This window comes from Croceitalea vernalis (assembly GCF_031846405.1).
GTDB classification, from domain to species: domain Bacteria; phylum Bacteroidota; class Bacteroidia; order Flavobacteriales; family Flavobacteriaceae; genus Croceitalea; species Croceitalea vernalis.
In genome coordinates, this window is the sequence record NZ_JAVRHU010000002.1 from 320,197 (window position 1) to 341,326 (window position 21,130).

Below are 21,130 nucleotides of genomic sequence, written 5' to 3' on the forward strand. Positions count from 1 at the left end.
AAAGAATTAAAATATTTTACCTCACAGTTTAACTAATCATTTTATTTTAATTATGAAAAAAAGAAATTTAAGAAATGTTGTTCTAAAACGTTCAATGGCTTTTGGTACGCTACTGGGCGTTATTTTTTTAACCTCATGTTCGGATGAAGTTATTGAAGAAAATCCTTCAACTTTAAGTGAAACTCAACTTAAAACGCTAACATTAGTTCCAGACCCCGTTCAACCAATTGAATTGAAAGACCTTAGTGATAATGATCCTGAAGTTTTAAAAGGTAGGGCTACTGATGCGGCTGGTGTAGACAGAGGTCGTTTTAACATTACCTTGAATTTTGTTGTGCCCGTAACTGACAGACAGCGCCAAGTATTTGAAGATGCTGCTGCTCGATGGGAACGGATTATTATCGGTGATGTTCCATCATTTACTGGAACAATACCATCTGCATTTATTGGATTGCCTCCTGCTTCAGAGGGCGTTTTAGATGATATCGTAATAGAAGTAGCTTTGACACCAATTGACGGTCCTGGTTCAATACTAGGTTCAGCAGGTCCACGTTTTGTTAGAACTGATGATTTTTTGACTTTAGCAGGATTAATGCGATTTGATGTGGATGATTTAGCATTTTTAGATGAATTAGATCTTTTTGAAGAAGTGATTGTTCATGAAATGGGGCATGTCTTGGGTGTAGGTACATTATGGAATACGACTCAGTTTGGTTTCGATAGAACATTGCTAGAAGGAACTATTGAAGAACCATATTTTTCAGGAAGCAAAGCAAATGTGTTTTGGAATGCTGAAGGAGGTTCTGGTGAGTTACCTATACAAGGTTTAGTTAATGGTGAAATTCGACCCGGTACTAGTTTTGGTCATTGGGATGAAGCAACCTTGAATAATGAATTGATGACTGGTTTCTTAAACCTTGGTGAAAATCCTTTGAGCAGAATTACAGCTGGTTCTATGAGAGATTTAGGATATCGTTCTGCAAGTGTAGGTGAGTCTTATGATTTACCTGAAGGTGCAGCTGGTGTTGATATAAACGAAGCTGCGGCGAACGGTGCGGGAATAAAAATTGCAGAAATGGAAGAATTATTAATGCCAATTGGTTTTGTAACTTCTTCTAAGAAATAATAATAAGCATTTTTTTAAAATTTTTAAAGCCTGTAACCTTTATGTTGCAGGCTTTTTCTTCTTTAAAATCAAATCGAAAATTAAGTATTAATTATAATATTTGGTGTTTGTTCTCTAGAAACTTAGGTCATTTTAACTACATTATTCCTTATATTTAAAAGCACGAATTAACCAACTCTATGAAAATCACCAGCTACGTCTGTTTGATAGTGCTGATGCTATTTGCTTTTGGTTTTGGTCAAAAGCAAATGACATTACAAAAAAGTTTATTACCTCAACTATATCAATCTTTAAAGCGTCTTAATATTATTCCTTTCCGAGGAGAACGAACTGTCGGGTCGTTAGGGATTCCAATAAAATCAAATATCTTCTTTGGAAATAATATTGGGTTGAATAAAACTTTTAAATAATTGAATTATCCATGAAATTTTCAGCAACAATTAGTCTTATAGTATTAGTTTTTACGGTTAGTGCGCAAGACCGATTAACAGGTGAAACGTTTACAACACGTTCTGAAGTTTTAGCACAAAACGGTATGGCTGCCACCAGTCAACCTTTAGCCACTCAAGCTGCCTTGGCTATTTTAAAAGAAGGGGGTTCAGCGATGGATGCTGCCATAGCTGCTAATGCTGTACTTGGTTTAGTAGAACCGGCAAGTTGTGGTATTGGAGGTGATATTTTTGCTATTGTTTGGGATGCTGATGAACAAAAATTATTTGGTTTTAATGGTAGTGGGCGTGCACCAAGAGCTTTGTCAATAGATTATTTTATGGATAAAGGAATGAAGTATGTTCCTTTCTATGGACCTTTGCCAGTTTCCGTTCCAGGTTGTGTTGACGGATGGTTTAAACTACACGAGAAATTTGGCACTTTACCCATGGAGCGTATTTTAGAACCTGCAATTACTTATGGGACTGAAGGTTTTCCTGTTTCTGAAGTGATTGCCTATGAAATGGTATCTAATTATAGAGCTTTAAAAGACCAACCAGGTTTTGCAGAAACCTATCTTATCAAGGGGGTGCCACCTAAAAAAGGTGAGGTATTTAAAAATCCTGATTTGGCGAATACCTATAAAACACTTGCCAATAAAGGCAGAGATGCCTTTTATAAAGGTGAAATAGCTAGAACGATAGCTTCGTATATGAAAAAACATGGTGGTTTTCTATCCTATGACGATATGGCCAATCATACTTCAAATTGGGTAGAACCCGTCTCTACTAACTATCGCGGTTATGACGTTTGGGAATTACCACCGAATGGACAAGGAACTGCCGCTTTACAAATGCTCAATATTCTAGAAGGTTATGATATTGCTGCCATGCGTTTTGGTAGTCCTGAATATCTTCACGTGTTAACTGAAGCTAAAAAGTTAGCCTATGAAGATCGTGCTAAATTTTATGCGGACCCTGATTTTAATAAAATTCCTATTGATGAGCTCTTATCAAAAGAATATGCGGCTAAAAGAAGGCAGTTAATCAATTTAAATGTTGCTGCAGATACCTATCCAGCCGGTGATATGGAAATTGAAACTGGAAATACTACCTATTTAACCATTGCCGATAAAGACGGTAATATGGTTTCTTTAATTCAAAGTATTTATTCGGAATTTGCATCGGGTATGGTGCCTGATGGTTTAGGATTCGTACTACAAAACCGAGGACAGATGTTTAATGTGCAAGATAAGAGTCATGCAAATGCATTAGAACCAGGAAAACGACCATTCCATACCATCATACCTGCATTTATAACAAAAGATGGTAAGCCATGGGTCAGTTTTGGTCTTATGGGTGGTGCCGTTCAACCACAGGGTCATGCTCAAATTGTTGTAAATGTTGTAGACTTTGGAATGAACTTACAAGAAGCTGGTGATGCGCCAAGAATGCGACACAGAGGTAGCTCTCAACCGACAGGTTCTAAAATGACGAATGGAGGTACCCTAAATTTGGAAAGCGGATTCAGCGCCGAAACCCTACGAGAATTACGTAAAAAAGGACATCGAATTGGAGTCGGTGTGGGCATCTACGGTGGTTATCAAGCCATTGGTGTTGATTTAGAAACGAAGGTTTATTCAGGAGCTTCTGAATCGAGAAAAGATGGTCAAGCTGCAGGGTATTAAAAACAACTATACAACATAGCTAATTTTACAAATAATAAAACTCAATTAACCAACCATAATCCTATGATACATCATTTAAATTCTAAACTAATCCTTTGGTCATTATTACTCATAACGACAATAGTAATAGCACAAGACTATGATGCTTTGCAATATAGAACCATTGGACCTGAAAGAGGTGGCAGAGTTACTACAGTAGCAGGAACTCCAATGTTACCTGGTACTTTTTACCTTGGAGCTTCAGGTGCTGGGGTTTGGAAGTCTGACGACTACGGCACTTCATGGAAGAATGTTTCTGATGGGTTTTTTACCACACCTTCCATTGGTGCAATTCAAGTAGCGATTAATGATCCTAATATTGTGTATGTAGGCACGGGTTCTGATGGTTTACGTAGTAACGTTATTGGCGGAAAAGGAATGTATAAGTCAATTGATGCGGGAAAAACTTGGGAACATATTGGTTTAAAAAATGTAGGTCAAATTGGAGCTGTTGAAATTGACCCTACCAATAGTAATATAGTATGGGTCGCTGCGATTGGGAATGCCTTTAAAAGCAATCCTGAACGTGGAATATACAAGACAATTGACGGAGGTCAAAACTGGAAAAAAGTACTTTCTATATCTGATAAAGTAGGATTTTCTGATTTGGAACTACTTTCTAGTAATCCTAATGTGATTTATGCCGCAGCATGGAAGGCTGAACGTAAGCCTTGGACAATAATCTCGGGAGGAACAAAAGACGAAGGGGGTATTTATAAATCGGTTAATGGTGGTAGTGATTGGGTAAAACTTGAAAATGGACTTCCAGAAGGTACCATTGGAAAAATTGATTTAGCAGTTTCACAAGTTGATTCTAGCATTTTATACGCGATTGTAGAAGCTCCAGAAGGCGAACAAGGCTTATACAAGTCTGTCAACCAAGGCAAATCGTTTGAGCACGTTTCTGATGATATGCGATTGGTCAATAGACCTTTTTACTATACCAATGTGGAACTGGACCCGACCAATCCTGATATTGTGTACTCCAATGCCAATCCGCTTTTAAAATCAATAGATGGTGGAAAATCTTGGAAACGTATGAGTGTTCCACATGGGGATAATCATGATATTTGGTTAAATCCCAATAATCCTGAAATATTGATTCAAGCCAATGATGGTGGTGCCAATGTAAGTTTAAATGGCGGAAAGACTTGGTCTACCCAGTTCAATCAACCCACGGCTGAGTTATATCAAGTAGAAGTTGATGACCAATACCCATATTGGTTGTATGCCGGGCAGCAGGATAATTATTCTACCATAGCCGTTCCAAGTTTTCCACCTAGCGCTATTCAAAATGCAGGTACTGGTTGGATTATCAATACTGGAGGGTGTGAAACGGGTCCTGCGGTACCTAAACCTGGTGATCATAATACGGTTTATGCTAATTGTAAAGGAAGATTTGGGGTTTTCGACAAACTAACTGGAACTGAAAAAGCGTATTACGTTGGTGCTTCTAATATTTACGGACATAATCCTAAAGATTTAAAGTACCGCTTTCAACGTGTTGCACCAATTCATGTTTCTCCGCACAATCCTGATGTGGTATATCACGGATCTCAATATTTACACAAAACAGACACCGACGGTTATGAATGGGAAACTATTTCGCCCGATTTAACTGCCTTTGAAGCTGATAAGCAAGTTATTTCTGGTAGCCCAATTACGCGTGATATCACGGGAGAAGAATATTATAGTACATTATATTCTATTAGAGAATCAAAATTAAAAGAGGGTCTTATTTGGACGGGTTCAAATGATGGTGTGATTTCTGTTACCCAAGATGGTGGTAAAACTTGGAAAAACGTTACTCCAAAAAAGCTTCCTAAAGGAGGTCGTGTAGAATCGGTTGAACCATCTCAACATGAATTAGGGACGGCATACATAGCTGTAGATAGACATTTATTAGGTGATGTAACTCCATATATATATAAAACCACTGATTATGGTTCTAATTGGACCTTAATAAGTACAGAAAATAACGGAATTGCTTCAGGTCATTTTGCAAGAGTTTTACGTGAAGATCCGGTTAAGAAAGGACTGCTATATGCGGGAACTGAGTTTGGTGTTTATATTTCTTTAAATGGCGGTATAACTTGGCAGTCTTTTCAACAAAACCTTCCTGTTACACCGATAACGGATTTAAAAATATTCAGAGGTGATTTAGTGCTAAGTACCATGGGACGTGGTTTTTGGATTTTAGATGACATTACTGCTTTAAGACAAGATTCTTTTGCGGAATGGAATAGTGAACCAAAACTATTTCAACCAGATGAAACTATACGTTATCGCTATCCAAAAGTAAGAGGTAGTGGTACTTTTCCTGAATTCCCTAGAACTAGCGTTTATATTGATTATTATTTACCTGAAAAGACTAAAGGAGGATTGAAACTTGAAATTCTAGACGCAAACGGAACATCTGTTGTTACTATATTAAGTGATAGTACACAACTTAAATCGACAGTTGAAGAAGTGGAAAACATGGATTTAAGTCAGACTTTTCGTTATGTCAATACAAAATTAGAAAACAAAAAAGGGTTAAATCGTTTTGCTTGGGATTTAAGGCAAAAGGGGTCATGGGACAAAGACGTTAAGAAACGTTTTAAAAACGGAGCTATGGTTTTACCAGGTAATTATAAGGCACGACTCATAGTTGATGATACAGAGTTAGAGCAATCCTTTACTATTTTAATGGACCCAAAAGTGAAGGCACAAGGCTTAAGCCAGGATGACCTTAAGGTACAGCAAAGTCTGCTAGTCCGAGTACAAGAATTATTATCTCAAGCTCGACAATTGGAAGCTGATTTAGAAAAGGCAATTAAAAGTGCTATAAATTCCGCAGAAAAAGCAAAAAAAGAAGCACTATTAGCTAGTTTAAAAAATGATAAAGGTGCTTATCCACAACAAATGCTTTTAGCTCAAATAGGTTATTTGCAATATGCAGTTGGCGGTAGTGCTGATCAGTTACCCGGAAAAGATGCGCAGCAACGTTTTAGTGAACTTGAAAATCAGCTTAAAGAATTAAAAGCGGAATCCCTTTAATTATAAACTTGACATTCAGAAATATTTTTTAAGAATTGTTTTTTTAAGATTTTTAGAACAGTATGAAAATTAATTTTTTTGAGTACAAAACATAAAGTATTTCAGTCTTTTGAATCAATTTAGAGTATGACGAATTCTTTACCAAAAATAGCATTCAAATCATCTTCTAAATTAGATGTTGAAGTAATGACTTTGTCTGATACTTATGCAAAGCTTAGCTCAATTGAAGATCACAATCCATTCGCTGCTCATAAGATTGAATTTTATTTTATAGTTGTAGTAACTAAAGGCTCGTATTCACACTATGTTGATTTTCAGTTTTACAATTTAAGTGAGGGGAGTGTGTTGTTTATAGCTAAAAATCAAGTTCATCATTTTACTGAAAGTATGAAAAATGCTGAAGGTGTTTGTATCATCTTAAATGGTCATTTTTTTGAACAAAATTACTTTTCTTCCAAGAATATAAATCTTAATAGGTTATATAATTACCATTTAGAATCACCTATAATTCATCAAGAGGATATTGGAGAGGATAATTTTATTGGTGTAGCGCATAAGCTGTATTATGAATACAATTTTCCTAATAGTTTTCTTAAACATGACATGTTGCATGCCCTTCTTCATGTTTTGTTATTAAAAGCAGAAAGAGCAAAGGAAACAAAGTCAATTAGCACTATCAAAGCGGACTGGTTAAATAAGTTTAGCACTTTTAAAAATATGCTTCAAAATGACTATGTAACTACAAGAAATTCAAGAGAGTATGCTTCTAAGTTATTTATATCCTATAAATTCCTAAATGATATCGTTAAAAAATTAACCGGTAAAACGGTCAAAGCTTTTATTGATGATTTTGTTATTGTAGAAATCAAGCGATATTTAGTCTCCACCTCTTTATCAATAAAAGAGATTAGTTATAAAACTGGTTTCGAAGAGCCTGCGAATATGATAAAGTTCTTCAAGAAGAATACGGAGCTAACACCACTTCAATTTAGAAAAACTTTATAAGAAGGTTAGACTTTTACCATTTTTCGTTATTATTTGATAATTAGCTCACAGTAGTATTTGTTGAATTTTGTGACGTAAACAAAAAACAACGATATGAAACATCCATTAACAGTATTAGCAATTATTGCTCTTGTAGTATCAAGTTGCACAGAACCAATTCCTCCATCTGTATTAGAGGTAACAACTTTTAGATTAAAAACGACAGCAAATTCCTTAACCTTTAACGCCCTAGATGCCGAAGTTGAATCCACTTTCACTAATAAGCAACCAGGTTTTATAAAAAGACAAAGTTCGGTTAATGGGCAGGGAGACTATGTAGTTTTAGTTTATTGGAAGTCCATTGAAGATGCAAAAGCATCTATGGATAAGTTTATGAATGATGCATCAGTTGCCGATTATGCAGGTATGATTGAAGGGTCTTCTATGAAAATGAATAGATATACCATCAACGACTCCTTTGATGCCAGAAGTAGCTCCTTTGTTGAGACCATGTCATTTGAAACTAATGACGGAGTTGATATGACAAAATTCAATAAAGTAAATCAAAAAGTAGGGGTAAAGGTATCAGCACCTAAAGAGGGCTTTTTACAGCGTATTACTGGCGTAAATGAAGCTGGGGAGCAAATTGTTGCAGTTTATTGGGATAATAAAACCAATTCTGATAAAGCTTTACAACCTTTTATGGATAATGAAATCTCCAAAGAATTTATGGGGATGATGAATCCATCTTCAATTTACATGCTACGAACAACAATGCTTAACTCTTTAAACTCAACATCTATGAACTTAACTAAGAAAGAAAAAGTAGTCTCTTTATTAAATAGTTTTAATACTGGTGATCAAACACCAATTTCTTATATAAATCCCACAAAATATATTCAGCATAACTTAGGAGTAGGAGATGGTCTTGCTGGCTTTGGTGAAGTAATGCAACATGCTCCACCTGAAGGATTTAAAGCCAATGTTATTCGTGCTTTTGAAGATGGTGATTATGTATTTACTCATACCGAGTACGACTTTTTTGGACCTAAAGCAGGCTTTGATGTTTTTCGTTTTGAGGAAGGCCAAATTGTTGAACATTGGGATAATTTGCTATCTGTTCAACCTAATAATCCTAGCGGAAGAACACAGTTTGATGGTGCCACTGCCTTAACCGATTTAGATAAAACTGAGGCAAATAAAAATACCATTACTGAATTTATTGAGAAGGTACTTTTAGGCCACGAAATGGACAAGCTTACTACATACATTAGTACAGAAAAATACATACAACATAACCCTGCAGTTGCTGATGGTTTAGATGGTTTTGGTGCTGCAATGCAATATTTTGCTGAAAATGGTTTGGTTATGGAGTATACTAAACTTCATAAAGTTCTAGGTCAAGGGAATTTTGTACTTAGTATGAGCGAAGGAAAATTCGGTAAAGGAGAAGCAACAGCTTTTTATGATCTTTTCCGATTAGAAGATGGCAAAATAGTAGAGCATTGGGATGTAATTGCAGCTATTCCCCCTAAAACAGAATGGAAAAATGATAACGGAAAATTTTAATTACTAACCTTTAAATAGATAACAATGACGACACCAACGAATTCGATACCAAAATGGATAATCATTTACCTATGGATAACAGTAGTAATCACTGTAGGGGCTTGTATATCTGGTTATTTCATGCCTGAGGCCTTATTAGGGACTTGGGAAGCACTTCCGGCAGCTGGAGCATTATCATTGGCAGGACCTCTAGGTCTTTTTCTCTCTAGAAATGTTGCAACAGCGGTAGTAACTATTTTCTCGCTAATTAAAAATAATGCTGCAATGATAAAATTAGTTTTATTGCTGAGGATTGTTAGCGACGGCGTAGATTTTATGAACAATTTCGTTGCAGACAATATGCCAATAGCCATTTTTGGTGGGGTTATGTGTCTAATAGAAATAATTGCTTTTACTAAAGTCAAAGCATAAGATTTCAGAACTATTAAATCTTAAAAGGAATAGCAATGATATTGGTATTCCTTTTTTAATCTTAAAAAACGAATGAATACGATAACAAAACATACACAAATTGAGAACATTTTAAACGAATTATTTGACGACGCAAAAGGCGATCACATTAAAATGATTAAAGGTATCGCAAAGAGCGTTTTTCGACCTTTACAACCTACAGATTTTAAAGATGTCTATCTTTCTATTTCTCAAGAACAAGGAGTAGAATTACGACAATTAATTACAGAAAACGGATTTAAAAATATTGTAGAATTCGGAACTTCTTTTGGTATTTCTACACTTTATCTTGCTCAAGGAGTCATTGAGACTGAAGGAAATATTATCACCACAGAATTGGTTCCTTCTAAAGCAAAGAGAGCGACCGAGAATTTCGCTAAAGCTGGTGTTTCTGAACTTATAGACCTTAGAATTGGCGATGCTTTAGAAACTTTAAAAAATTATAGCGAACCAACAGATTTACTAGTGCTTGATGGTTGGAAAGACCTCTATTTGCCATTGTTTAATATGTTAGAGCATACTTTCCACAACAAAACAATTGTTTATGTTGATAATGCCGACATGAATGACACTCAAGTTTTTTTAAAAACAGTTGCACAAACCGCTAAATATGACTTGAGAACTAGTCATAATGGGAAAGTAGTTTTAATTCGGAAAAAGTAAATATAAAAATGAATTTAATCAAGAAGAATTATGGCTGGGTGTTAGTTGTAATTTTGGCTAGTTTACCTTTACTTATATTATCTAGTATGGTCAGTATTAGTGTTATTGAAGGGACATTAAAATTAACGTTAATTGAGAATCAAGCTGCCAGTAATAGTGACACTTTAGAAATGCTTTATCACATTACTGGTGAATTCGCCATTCGATGGATGACTGCAGTTTTAACATGTACCCCATTTTTTATTCTTTTTGGAGTCACCAACCTGTATGTCCGACAAGCGATGGGGATTGCAACTGCCGTCTGGAGTTTACTTCACTTTATTATATTCATATGGGCCGCAGGTATGTTAGAAACCTTTACTCAATTCAATTATATAGCTGGGTTTATAGCCGTTTTAATTTTAATTCCTTTGTTATTTACTTCTAATAGTAAGTCTATGAAAATGCTAAAAAAGAACTGGAAAAAATTACAAAGCTTTTCATATGTCGCTATTTTTCTAACCTTAGTTCATGTAGCTATCTTAGAAAAGACCTGGACTATTTATGCTACAATAGTTGGAGTTGGTTTTATAATACGAATACCATTTATTAAAGAAAAATTCATCAGATTAAGAACAAATAAAAACAACAGTAATTAGAAAAATATTTTAAGTTATGAGTCAAAAATTAGAAAATGCAAAAAGGCTTTACTTGGAAGGAATTAGAGATGGTAAAGCCAGAGAAGCAGTTACAAAATATACCGGGAATCGTTATACTCAACATAGTACAGGGGTTCGCGATGGCGTTGAAGGTTTTGTAGAATTCTTCGAACCGTTTATTGCTCGTAATCCAAAAAGAGATATCCAAATCGTAAGAGGATTAGTTGATAAACAATATGTATTTATTCATGCTTTTCAAAGTCTTAATGATGGTGAAGCAAAATGGGTGACTACCGACTTTTTTGATACAGACCAAAATGATAAAATCATTGAACACTGGGATGTTATCGGTGAGTATTCAGAATCAAATCCTTCTGGAAGAAGTTCCGTTGATGGAGCAACTGAGTTAACTGATTTAGATAAAACAGAGGAAAATAAAGAGCTTGTTCGCAATCTTATTAAAGATGGTTTAATGAAAGGCGGTAATCCTGCAAATTTATCCAACTACATATCTGAGGAAAAATATCTTCAGCATAATAAAGAAGTGGGAGACGGTCTAGCTCATTTTCAGAAATTGGCTAGCCTGCCTAACCCACCATTGACCTATCAAGAGATAGTACTTTGTGTTGGGCAGGGTAACTTTGTCGCAACCTTATCTAAAGCAAATTGGAACGATGGTAAATTAAACCAAGACTACGCTCAAGTAGATGTTTTTAGAGTTGAGAATGGTAAAGTAGTTGAACATTGGGATAATGTAGAACCCGTACCTGAAGAAAACGTAAATAGTGGTAAATTTTAATTATATAAGTTAAAAATGAAAACCTAAAATTGCCCTGCATGCAATCTCATAGTTATGGAGACAACAGGTAGGGCAAAACTATTATTGAACAGCTGCTCTTTAAAGTAAAAATGGGGTTTTTCAGCAAGTTCATTCACAATGGTCATTTAGTACGGTAATGTCATCTAACACTTCCCAAATTAGCGAATTAAAATCCATAGGGGAAAACTTAAACAGAAGTATTAGTCTAGTTTTATTTTCACAATAAAGCAGACTTACCTTTGTATAAAGTAGCATCATTTGCTTATTATACCTGCCTTCATATAAATAGACAGCTCCAAGAAATTCATTATTTAAATTATTAATTGGTGATTTGAAAGACACTTTTGTAGGTAGAATACTAACACCATTTTTAATGTTTTTAATATTCATTAATCCATCGAAGTAGGCCTCTAATTGTAATTCCAAGTCTTGAGGCGACAGGTCTATTGTTTTTTCTATTTTCCAAGCAAATGCATAAGACCAGAATTCAATACTTTCTTTATTAGACCAGCCTTTTGGAAAGACAGCTTCTTCATAGCCCTTATACGGTATGGTAGGTGCAAATTTTATTGGAAAATCAAAAAATTCAGATCCCCAATTTGTGGTTTTTAGTAATGATTTGTGTTTTGCCTCTTGGGCATAAGAAAAACAAAGAATACAAAACACAATTAGACTTAAACAGTTTGTTCTCATGCTTATTATTTAAATTGTAAGAAAACATCAAACTCAATTGCATCAGAAATTGCGCTATCTTTATATTTACTGTCATAGGTAATACCCCAGTCTTTCCTATCAATTTTAAATTTAGTTTTTATCGATCTTGTTTCAGCATCAGCGAATGCTCTAATCATAATCGTATTAGTGATGCCCTTGATAGTCAATCTTCCTTCAAATCTATGCTCATTATCTTCCTTATAATACGTCACTTTTGATAGTTCTAAATGGGCTTCAGGGTAAACAGAAACATCAAAAAAATCACCATTTTTTAGATGTTCTACAGGACCATTATCTGGGTTCTTTTGGTATTGTTCATTTGTAATACTGGTCATGTCAACAACAAAAGAACCACCGGTAATTTCATCTTTATTGGTATAAAGCTCCCCGCTTTTAAAATTTACAATACCGGTATGTTCTGAAAATTGAAATAAGTAGCTTCCTTTCCAGGCGATATTACTCTTTACAATATCCAGGTCATAAGTTTCACTAAAAACTTTAGGTATTTGTTTTTGTGGATTTACAGTAATAACAGTGCTTATAATCATCCCAAGGGTAAATAATATATTTTTCATATGTGTTATAATTTGAGGATAAAACTAATTCGAGCTTGATGTTGAATATGTCAAAAGAATGTAAAAGAAGTGTCAACGGTTGTGAAAAGTTCCTAAATAAGCTGTTCTTTGCGACTATGAATCATGTGACTAAGTACACATATTTTTTTGTAGTTCTTTTTTGCTTTATAAGCTGTAATCCTTTAAATGAAGAAGAAAGCATAGCTGATGAACGTATTAAAATTGGCGTAAGAGAAGCAGGGAATCGACTATTGCTTTCGCAAGGTGATAGCACTTCATTAATTTTACCCGTTGAAAAAATTTCAGAATCAAAATACCTCCTACGTTTTAAGGACAATCATTCTTTTGAGCCAAATGCCATTGTAAATACAGTAAAAGAAAGTTTTCAGAAAGGACAGTTGCCCTCTCAATACATTGTTCAAGTTTTACAGTGCGAAGATCAAAAAGTTGCCTACAGCTATGAGATGCATAAAGAAGAGGAAAAAACTTTAATTCCTTGTGCGGGCAGAGCACTACCTTCTGACTGTTATATGTTTGAAATAAGGCTTTTAGGTACTACAAAACCCAAACCGGGGGGAGGTTTATGGTTTCTGCTTATTATACCATTAGTTATAACAGCTTTAATGCTTTCAAAGAAAAGGAAGAGCAAAAATTTAAAATTCCAAACGGAATCTTTTAATCGTATTGGAAGCTTTAAGTTTTACCCTAATGAAAACAAATTAGTAAAAGAAACAGAAGAATTTGCTCTTACTAAAAAAGAGTGTGAAATACTTTCATTGCTTATTGCACAGCCGAACCAAGTGATTAGTCGAGAGCTTTTAACCAAGAAAATATGGGAAGATAATGGGGTTATTGTGGGAAGAAGTTTAGATACTTATATTTCTAAGCTGCGTAAAAAACTAGCTAGTGACACCACTATTAAAATCACAAATATTCATAGCATTGGATATAAATTAGAGGTTTTAGCTATCGAAAACTAAGGATGAATAACCAAAAAAATTATGGACCTAAGGGTCTTGAATATTTCCTTTACTCGGTAAGGATGATATTAATTTTCATTTTTTTTCCTTAAAGCTCTCGAATTTTCATATTTCGAAACCAAGAATTGAAGTACCAATTTTGAAGTGCAATTTTTCCCTTAATTGCTTGAGCAAAACCGGTATTATCCTTAAATCGTGATATGGCAACTTTGTTTTTCCACTCTTCTGAGGTAAAGTCTTCTTTAGCAGTTATTTTTCCATTAAGGTAAAATTCAATTTTTCCATTTTGCTGTATGATTTTAGAGGTATTCCATTGACCAGAATTATTCACATCGACTTCATTTAATTGAGGAGAGACCCCCCATAAACAACCTGCTTTTTTCAAAGGTGTGTTTGTATCTGAATGATTAGAATCTAATAATTGGTATTCTGGCCCAGTATTGTAGGTAGCGTTGTATTCGGGAGTTTCCTGTACATTAATGAAAACTCCTCCGTTGCCGCGGATATCCATTTTCCAATCAAAAACAAGTTCATAATTTTCATATACTTTGTCAGTTGTTAAATCACCAAAAACCTTAGTTTCATTGGTCGCGTCGCAAAAAAGTGTTCCATTTTTAACCGTCCATCCCGAAAATTGAGTGGAATCTGATTTCTGGTATAAGTGCCATCCATTTAGACTTTTACCGTCAAAAAGAAGAGTCCAGCCTAGTTCTTTTTCCGTGCTTGTTAGTTGGTTGTGAATTTTATTTTCTACAACCCATTTCTTTGTATGCCAAACTGGTTTGTCAGATTTTATATCCGTTTGACAAGAGACAATAAAAAATAGAATTATGGGTAAGCTTATGAAGAGGTTTCGCACTATGAATTTATTTAAAAGGTAAAAATTACAACATTATTTGGATTACCTATAAAAAATCACTTTTCTTCTTAAACCAGCATTTGGTAACTCAAGTATTATGGGCTTTAGATTTATGGAATAAATGGATTGGCATACTTTTCATCTGAAATAAAGGACTCATCTGTTAGGGTATTTAAAAAGTCAATTAAAGCTTGTTTATCGGCTTCAGATAAGTTTAAACGACGGACGTTATTTCCTTGTGTCAACCTGTTATCTAAATTCGGATTGTTTTGCACTCCACTATTATAATGCTCAATAACTTCTTCTAAAGTCTCAAATCGTCCATCATGCATATATGGGGCCGTTAAGGCAATATTGCGTAAAGACGGGACTTTAAATTCACCTAATTCATTATTGTTTCCGGTTATACCTCCAACACCTAAATCTGTAATTACAGCATCTAGACCATTGTTTCTTGCATTATCGCCAACAAATACGTTGGTGTCGTGACAATCAAAGCAACGGGTCTGATTACTCAAAAAAAGCTGTTTACCTCTATTCTCCGAAGCAGTAAAATTGGTAAAATTATCCTCTATATCTTGAGCTTCTGCTAAGCCTTCATCAAATTTAGATTCAAAGGAAACCATAGAACGAATAAACTGTGAAAGGGCTAAAGCAATCCTTTGACTGGTCACTTCATTATCTCCGAAAGCATTGGAAAATAAAGTGGAGTAGTAGTCTTCTTGTGCTAATTTAGATTCCAGCTCAGGTAAGGTCATTCCCATTTCAACAAGATCTTGAATAGGCATTAATGTTTGGTCTTCGAGTGTTACGGCTCTTTCGTCCCAAAAGAATCTCCCGTTTTCATAGAATCTTGCATTGGCCAATCCCATGGAATTTCTTTCGGTCAAGGCACCGTCGAAACCAGTACTGAACTGATCTGGGTCTGAAAATCCATTTTCTTGAATATGACATGAGGCACACGAAATGGTATTATTTAATGATAGCTTGGTATCATAAAATAATACCCTCCCCAGCGTTGCACCATTATCTGTTACTGTATTATTATTTGGTGTATTGTCTTCATCTTGAACATCATTGTCAAGGAAAAAATCTGGAATTACGATATCGGCATAATTAAAAGGGGTAGCAGGTAGGTTTAAAAAGGCTGATTCAACAATCGTATTATCTTCTTGAGCTAAGTCTTCATCAGTCAAAATTTCAACATAATCATCATTACTACAAGATTTTAATAGAGAAAATAAAACACAAAGGGGTACAAAATACTTTTTCATTTACGAACGCTTTAAATTGATTTACAAAAGATTAAAAAGTAATTGTGTGTCATATACTTTGAAGGGTTAAGATTTGATAATGTGTTTTATGAAGTAAAAAGCTTCGCATATTTTGAGAAGCTTTTTACAACAATTTTAAACAACACGATTAAGGTTTTAAACCAAAACTTTATAGGTCGGGACCAAGCGTAATATTATTTACAGCATCTGAGATTTCATAGCCAAGACGTAATCCCTCTATGGCATCTTGTTCAATATGCACTCCTAGTGGAACTCTTGAATAGGCATTTTCACGGGCCATTTCAGTAAATGAAGAAAAACTTCTTGGAGCACCGTTGAAAGGAATGTTTCCAAAATTCGAATAGGTAGTATCTGTAAAATCAATATTATCTGTACCAAAAAAGGAAATGAAAACTCCTGCTGCGACTCCAGCAAATGTTGCATGACCAGATGGATAGCTTGGGAATGCAGGATTCACTCCATCAATAAATCTCGATAAATTGGTGGTAAAATCTTCATCAATATATTCTCTTATATAGTTACTTGGTCTCTCGATGTTATAAGTGTATTTATCGTCCCAAGCAGAAACAGCGGCGTCATTTAAAGCAAAGCCCAAACGTAGAAGTAATTCCAGAGCCTGGTCAAAATCAAGCTCATTTCGTTCTATTAATTGATTAGCTATAGAGACTTGTCTGCCGGGGGGGCTAATCATTAAACCTTCTACATCATCTGCCCAAAACTCTGCAACCCATAAATCTTCACTGGCGCCTGTTGCCGCTCCTATAGTTATCTCGTAAACCTCAAACATCTGTTCATAGTATTCACTTGAAGGATTAGTGCTATAACTTAAGGCAGTGTCAAAATCTACACTGCTTGTTTGATTAGGACTTATAGCAAATGTTCTAACTTCTCTCCAGTAAGGGAACCAAGCATCTTCATTAGCTGCTGCTGTCCATAAGCCTATTCCCTCAGGAGCTATATAGTCATCCGGAGTTTGATTTACAATTTGCTCTTCAGCAGCTTGATCTGTTTGACTATAATTTATGACTCGTTGTGCAACATGTCTTCCCCAACGTTCAGAGTTTTCAATTTCCTGTTCTGAAAGGCCATCTTCTAACTCATTTTCATGATTATTTTGAAAATTGGATATGGCTTGTCTTTCTCCAGGTTCAAGGCTAAACATAAAATGATCTATTGCTATGGCGTATGCAGTATGTAGTGCTAGGTCTAAGTTTACATTGTCTTCAAAGGCGTTCTCATTTAGGTTAAAATTGTTTATTCTTTCCGTATTAGACGAATAACCACTCATAAACGGAACGGCGGTCTCATAACCTGCTAAATGTATGTAAGCCAAAGATCTTGTAACAATATTCGGTCTCATACCAACAGTATGTTGATCTAATTCTAACCACAACTCATTCCAACCTAAAATGAGTCCAGCAGTATCTTCAAAAGGTTCAACAGTTCCATTTTGATTATTTCTGGCTGCTTCGTCATTTGTTTCGTCGGCCTCAGTAGCTGCTGTTTCTGTTTCCTCCAATTCTAAAGCTTCTAATTCATCGGTAGCACAAGCTTGAAAAAGTAGAGCCGAAAGGGCAATCATATAAACTTGTTTTAAATAGGTGTTTTTCATAATTTTTAATTTTTCGAGGGTTAATGTTTAAGTAAAAAGTTATTTACTTATCGTTCCTTTATCTTAATACGATATGGCATACGGTTTACCCAACCCTTTAGCTTGAAAAAAATGAAAATTGTTTATGAATGCCTTTAAAAGCTAAGGTTGTAACGAATAATAAGCTACACTAAAACAAGGCTTTTTAAAAAAAGACACTTAGTTGCACATTCGGAGAGAAGGTTATAGCCTTGCGATAAGGGCTATTTGGTGAAGGTGCATTTTGAAATAAGTTGACGATATTATCTTGATTGTAAAGATTGATAAAAGAGAGTCCTACAATACCTTTCCAAGTGTTGGCTTCATTAGAAAATGAATAGGTGGCCGATATGTCTAATTGATGTTGATTAGGAAAACGTTCGGAATTTAACAACTCCAGATCTGCCAAGGAATCGTTTCCTTCATCAAAATCAGGAATCACCACGGGCATTCCTGAAAAATAACCCCAGGTAAAAGCAAAATTGAAAGGGTCTAAATGCCAAAGTCCAGTAAAATTCAAAATATGTCGCTGATCAAAATATACCGGAGAGGTTTCCCCATAATTGGTATTTATACTGCTAAGAGAATAGCTGAACATGGTTTCTATATTGTGCCATCTTTTTTTGATAAAAAGGTCTACACCTAATGTTTTTAATTCTCCTGTTTGAAGCATTTCAGTGTTATCTTGTAGCGTGATTTTATCTGTATTTCTTAGATAAAATTCTGTATCCAGTAACCAACCTGATTTCTCATATAGTACACCAACCATGGCCTGATAACCCTCTAATACGGCAGTGGTTCTATCCGGTAAAAACCAAAACTGACTGTTATTATTAAAATCATCAAAATCATCTCTTAATTTTTTTTGGATGAATTGATGAGAACGACCTGCAGATGTTTTAAAGAAAAGTGATTCGTTAGATCTAAAATTGACCATAATTCTAGGATCGGCATAAAGTCTCTGATTGGGATTATAGTAATCACTATGAAGTCCAATATTAGCGGTTACCTTATCACCCCAGTTTTTATTTAAAGAAAAGAAAGCACTGTGTACAGTGGCATTTTGATCTCTTCGATTGTTGACACTATTTTGATCATTACGCTCATCAAATCCAAGTTCATAGTCGGTTAAGGTGTAACCAGTTTCAAGTTTTGTGGTCGTATTTACTTCAAAGTCTGCCTCAACAATAAAACGAGTATCATCAATGGTATTAGTGTACTTTTCAAAACTATTTCTTTCAGTCTCCAAAAAGCCCTCACTTGTATTATCAATAGTTAATGAAGATTTACTAAATCTAGCTTGGGCTGTGAATCGTTCTGAAAATTTACCTTCCCATTTGGCTGTAACTCCCCAGTTGTCTAAATCTAAATCTCTAAAATCTTCTTGCTTACTATCTGAGTCCTTTAATGTTGCAAATAAGCTATTCTGAATATTGATATAGCTAACGGTGGCTTTATGATTGTTGTTAATATCATAAATCAGTTTTGAGTTGATATCATAAAAGCCAACCTCAAATTTTTCACTATTTACATCATCAGCGATAACTTCTAAACGGCTACCTTGAAAATTAAGATTTGAAAACGCCGTTAGTTTTGGCGAATTAATACCCGGGTAGTTGGATCTTCCTGCAAAATAAAAAGCTAATTTATCTTTAACCACAGGGATTTTTATCGTTGCCCCCGCATAAACGGAGTTCGCTTGAAATGCATATGAGGTTGAATCTGCTATGATACTACTTGTAGTCATATTAATTAAACCGCCTACACGACCTCCCCATTTTGCAGATAAGGTATTCCTTTGTATTTCAATCTTATCAATAAACAAAGGATTGTATGGAGAAAGTGCACCAAAAAAATGCCCGTTGTGATAAATAGGAATATCATCAATTTGAATTAACGATTGATCAAAAGTGCTTCCACGAAAATTAAGACTACCAGGTTTTCCGCTAGGCGAATGTACCCCAGGAATGTTTTTGATAACATTAAAAATATCACCATCTGTTTCTCCAGCGAGTAGCCCTAGCGAATTCATATCAACTTGAATGCTATTATCACTAATTTTTGAATCAATTCCTCGAGTTAGATAATCAATAATTTCAACTTCATCTAGATGAATCATTTCTTGTTCAAATTTCAAAGGAGCCTTCATTTGCTGGAGGTCCGAAGCTTTAATGTGAACGCTTTTGTAATAGGGAGAATGAATATGAATTGAATCTAAAGCGAAAATATTCTCGAGTACATATCCTTCTTTTTTAGGGTAATAATATCTTTCAATACCATTATTAATTTGAACATTGATACCATTAATTGTTTCATCGGTAATGGCATCAATTATGGTGAATTTCAAATCGTTTCTAATAGGTAGCACCATATAATTAGAAGTACTACTGGCCTCAAAGGTTATTGGTATGAATTCATTTAGCTGTTTAAGACAAGTTTCCAAAGTAGTGCAGTCAGATGATTTTGGAATTTCAATTTGCCCTAAAACGGAATAATTATAAGAAAAATCTACTCCGAATCTTTCTTTAAGTCGTTCTAAGCGATCGGCAAATTTTTCGTTTTTTTCAACATCTTGTGCCCGCGCCACACCCATAAAGGAGAGACTTAAAGTCAAAAAAAGCACATAAGATCTAAAAATTTGTAATCGCACCTTTAGGTTTGTTATTGTTGCCACGATTGGTGAATGCATATTAATAAAAAATAACCTTATTATTTTCAAGGGTATAATTTATTTCCATGGTTGTGAATACTGTACTCAGCGCACTATTTAGAGTATCGTGAGTCATAGTACCTGTAAATTGTAGTTGTTCGTATTTTTCAGGCAAAGCTATTTCCACTTCAAAATAACGCTGCATATCAGCGATAACATAGCGTAGGGGAGTTTTATCATAAGTGCTAAATCCTTGAATCCAATCAGGTGCGTCATCTTGATGATTTGATTTTATAAGTTCATCATTCTTCAATTCAATACTTTGACCTTCTGTAATTATTTGAACTTGGTTTTTATATGAAACCTCTATTTTGCCCTCATAACAATAAACTGAGAATAAATCTCCATTTGTTTTTATGTTAAACTGGGTGCCCAAAACGGCTACTTTTGCTGTTGTAGTGCTGACCACAAAAGGTTTCCCTTTTGTAACATCAAAAAACGCTTGTCCATTAAGTACCAATTCCCTACTATTTTCCCAATCTTTTTTATAATAACTAATGCTTGATGCAGCATCAATTTCCACTATTGAACCGTTAGGTAATTCAATCGTATTCTTTTCTGCAATTCTGGTATTTTCCAGTATTTCATTAGAACCTGATAAATACCAGAACAGTCCGCAAGAGATAAGTATTAGTGCGGTTGCGGCATATTTCATCCAATGAGTTCTTTTGGCTTTCCGTAAAGGTATTACCCCGCTTTTTTTCTTTTGCAATTCTGCTAGACCTGCTTCAACATCAAAAGGTTTTACTTTCCAAGTATCAATATCATCAATAACAGTTTTGAGTGCGTCAAGTTCACCAGATTTTTCTATGGTTTCTTGTTCCTCTGTATTTAGGCGTCCGTCCATCCAACGGGCAATAAAATTTTTATTTTTCAAATACTTGCTCACAATAGTACTACGTTTAACAAATCATTTACCCAAC

Annotated in this window: 17 protein-coding genes; 10 read left to right on the top strand and 7 right to left on the bottom strand. The window is 34.9% G+C overall.

Going from position 1 to position 21,130, the window contains the following annotated elements:
• Window positions 1-52 precede the first annotated feature (52 nt).
• From RM520_RS07880 to RM520_RS07920, 9 genes are all read left to right on the top strand, one after another.
• Window positions 53-1,126, top strand: a complete 1,074-nt coding sequence (locus RM520_RS07880) for a M8 family metallopeptidase (protein WP_311385163.1) — start codon at window positions 53-55, stop codon at window positions 1,124-1,126.
• A gap of 421 nt (window positions 1,127-1,547) precedes the next feature.
• Complete coding sequence (gene ggt / locus RM520_RS07885) at window positions 1,548-3,242, top strand: gamma-glutamyltransferase (RefSeq protein ID WP_311387601.1); 1,695 nt, start codon at window positions 1,548-1,550, stop codon at window positions 3,240-3,242.
• 63 nt (window positions 3,243-3,305) lie between these two features.
• The gene (locus RM520_RS07890) at window positions 3,306-6,320 is read left to right on the top strand and encodes a VPS10 domain-containing protein (RefSeq protein ID WP_311387602.1); all 3,015 of its coding nucleotides are present in this window, start codon (window positions 3,306-3,308) and stop codon (window positions 6,318-6,320) included.
• 126 nt (window positions 6,321-6,446) lie between these two features.
• A complete protein-coding gene (locus tag RM520_RS07895; RefSeq protein ID WP_311385168.1) occupies window positions 6,447-7,325 on the top strand; it encodes an AraC family transcriptional regulator in 879 nt (292 codons plus the stop codon).
• Between the two features lie 93 nt (window positions 7,326-7,418).
• Window positions 7,419-8,873, top strand: coding sequence for a nuclear transport factor 2 family protein (locus RM520_RS07900; protein ID WP_311387603.1), 1,455 nt, complete (start codon window positions 7,419-7,421; stop codon window positions 8,871-8,873).
• 24 nt (window positions 8,874-8,897) lie between these two features.
• On the top strand, window positions 8,898-9,284 hold the full coding sequence (locus RM520_RS07905) for a hypothetical protein (RefSeq protein WP_311387604.1): 387 nt from the start codon (window positions 8,898-8,900) through the stop codon (window positions 9,282-9,284).
• A gap of 72 nt (window positions 9,285-9,356) precedes the next feature.
• Window positions 9,357-9,986 (top strand): O-methyltransferase, encoded by a 630-nt coding sequence (locus RM520_RS07910; protein WP_311385171.1) that lies wholly within the window; start codon window positions 9,357-9,359, stop codon window positions 9,984-9,986.
• Between the two features lie 8 nt (window positions 9,987-9,994).
• Window positions 9,995-10,624 carry a ferric reductase gene (locus RM520_RS07915; RefSeq protein ID WP_311387605.1) on the top strand — a complete coding sequence of 210 codons (630 nt, stop codon included), beginning with the start codon at window positions 9,995-9,997 and terminating at the stop codon, window positions 10,622-10,624.
• 16 nt (window positions 10,625-10,640) lie between these two features.
• Window positions 10,641-11,423, top strand: coding sequence for a nuclear transport factor 2 family protein (locus RM520_RS07920; RefSeq protein WP_311385173.1), 783 nt, complete (start codon window positions 10,641-10,643; stop codon window positions 11,421-11,423).
• A 129-nt stretch (window positions 11,424-11,552) separates the two neighbouring features.
• On the opposite strand, the gene RM520_RS07925 is transcribed toward RM520_RS07920, so the two are convergent.
• The gene (locus RM520_RS07925; protein WP_311385174.1) at window positions 11,553-12,137 is read right to left on the bottom strand and encodes a hypothetical protein; all 585 of its coding nucleotides are present in this window, start codon (window positions 12,135-12,137) and stop codon (window positions 11,553-11,555) included.
• A gap of 5 nt (window positions 12,138-12,142) precedes the next feature.
• Window positions 12,143-12,733, bottom strand: a complete 591-nt coding sequence (locus RM520_RS07930) for a YceI family protein (RefSeq protein ID WP_311385175.1) — start codon at window positions 12,731-12,733, stop codon at window positions 12,143-12,145.
• A gap of 125 nt (window positions 12,734-12,858) precedes the next feature.
• Between RM520_RS07930 and RM520_RS07935 the strand changes: the two genes are divergently transcribed.
• On the top strand, window positions 12,859-13,713 hold the full coding sequence (locus tag RM520_RS07935; protein ID WP_311387606.1) for a winged helix-turn-helix domain-containing protein: 855 nt from the start codon (window positions 12,859-12,861) through the stop codon (window positions 13,711-13,713).
• An 88-nt stretch (window positions 13,714-13,801) separates the two neighbouring features.
• Here RM520_RS07935 and RM520_RS07940 read toward each other — a convergent pair whose 3' ends face one another.
• The 5 genes from RM520_RS07940 to RM520_RS07960 all read right to left on the bottom strand — a co-directional run bounded on the left by RM520_RS07940 (window position 13,802) and on the right by RM520_RS07960 (window position 21,054).
• A complete protein-coding gene (locus RM520_RS07940) occupies window positions 13,802-14,572 on the bottom strand; it encodes a 3-keto-disaccharide hydrolase (RefSeq protein ID WP_311387607.1) in 771 nt (256 codons plus the stop codon).
• A gap of 110 nt (window positions 14,573-14,682) precedes the next feature.
• On the bottom strand, window positions 14,683-15,846 hold the full coding sequence (locus RM520_RS07945) for a cytochrome-c peroxidase (RefSeq protein WP_311387608.1): 1,164 nt from the start codon (window positions 15,844-15,846) through the stop codon (window positions 14,683-14,685).
• A 169-nt stretch (window positions 15,847-16,015) separates the two neighbouring features.
• A complete protein-coding gene (locus tag RM520_RS07950) occupies window positions 16,016-17,479 on the bottom strand; it encodes a vanadium-dependent haloperoxidase (RefSeq protein ID WP_311387609.1) in 1,464 nt (487 codons plus the stop codon).
• A gap of 184 nt (window positions 17,480-17,663) precedes the next feature.
• Window positions 17,664-20,090, bottom strand: coding sequence for a TonB-dependent receptor plug domain-containing protein (locus RM520_RS07955; RefSeq protein ID WP_311387610.1), 2,427 nt, complete (start codon window positions 20,088-20,090; stop codon window positions 17,664-17,666).
• Between the two features lie 97 nt (window positions 20,091-20,187).
• The gene (locus RM520_RS07960; RefSeq protein WP_311387611.1) at window positions 20,188-21,054 is read right to left on the bottom strand and encodes a FecR family protein; all 867 of its coding nucleotides are present in this window, start codon (window positions 21,052-21,054) and stop codon (window positions 20,188-20,190) included.
• Window positions 21,055-21,130: the final 76 nt, after the last annotated feature.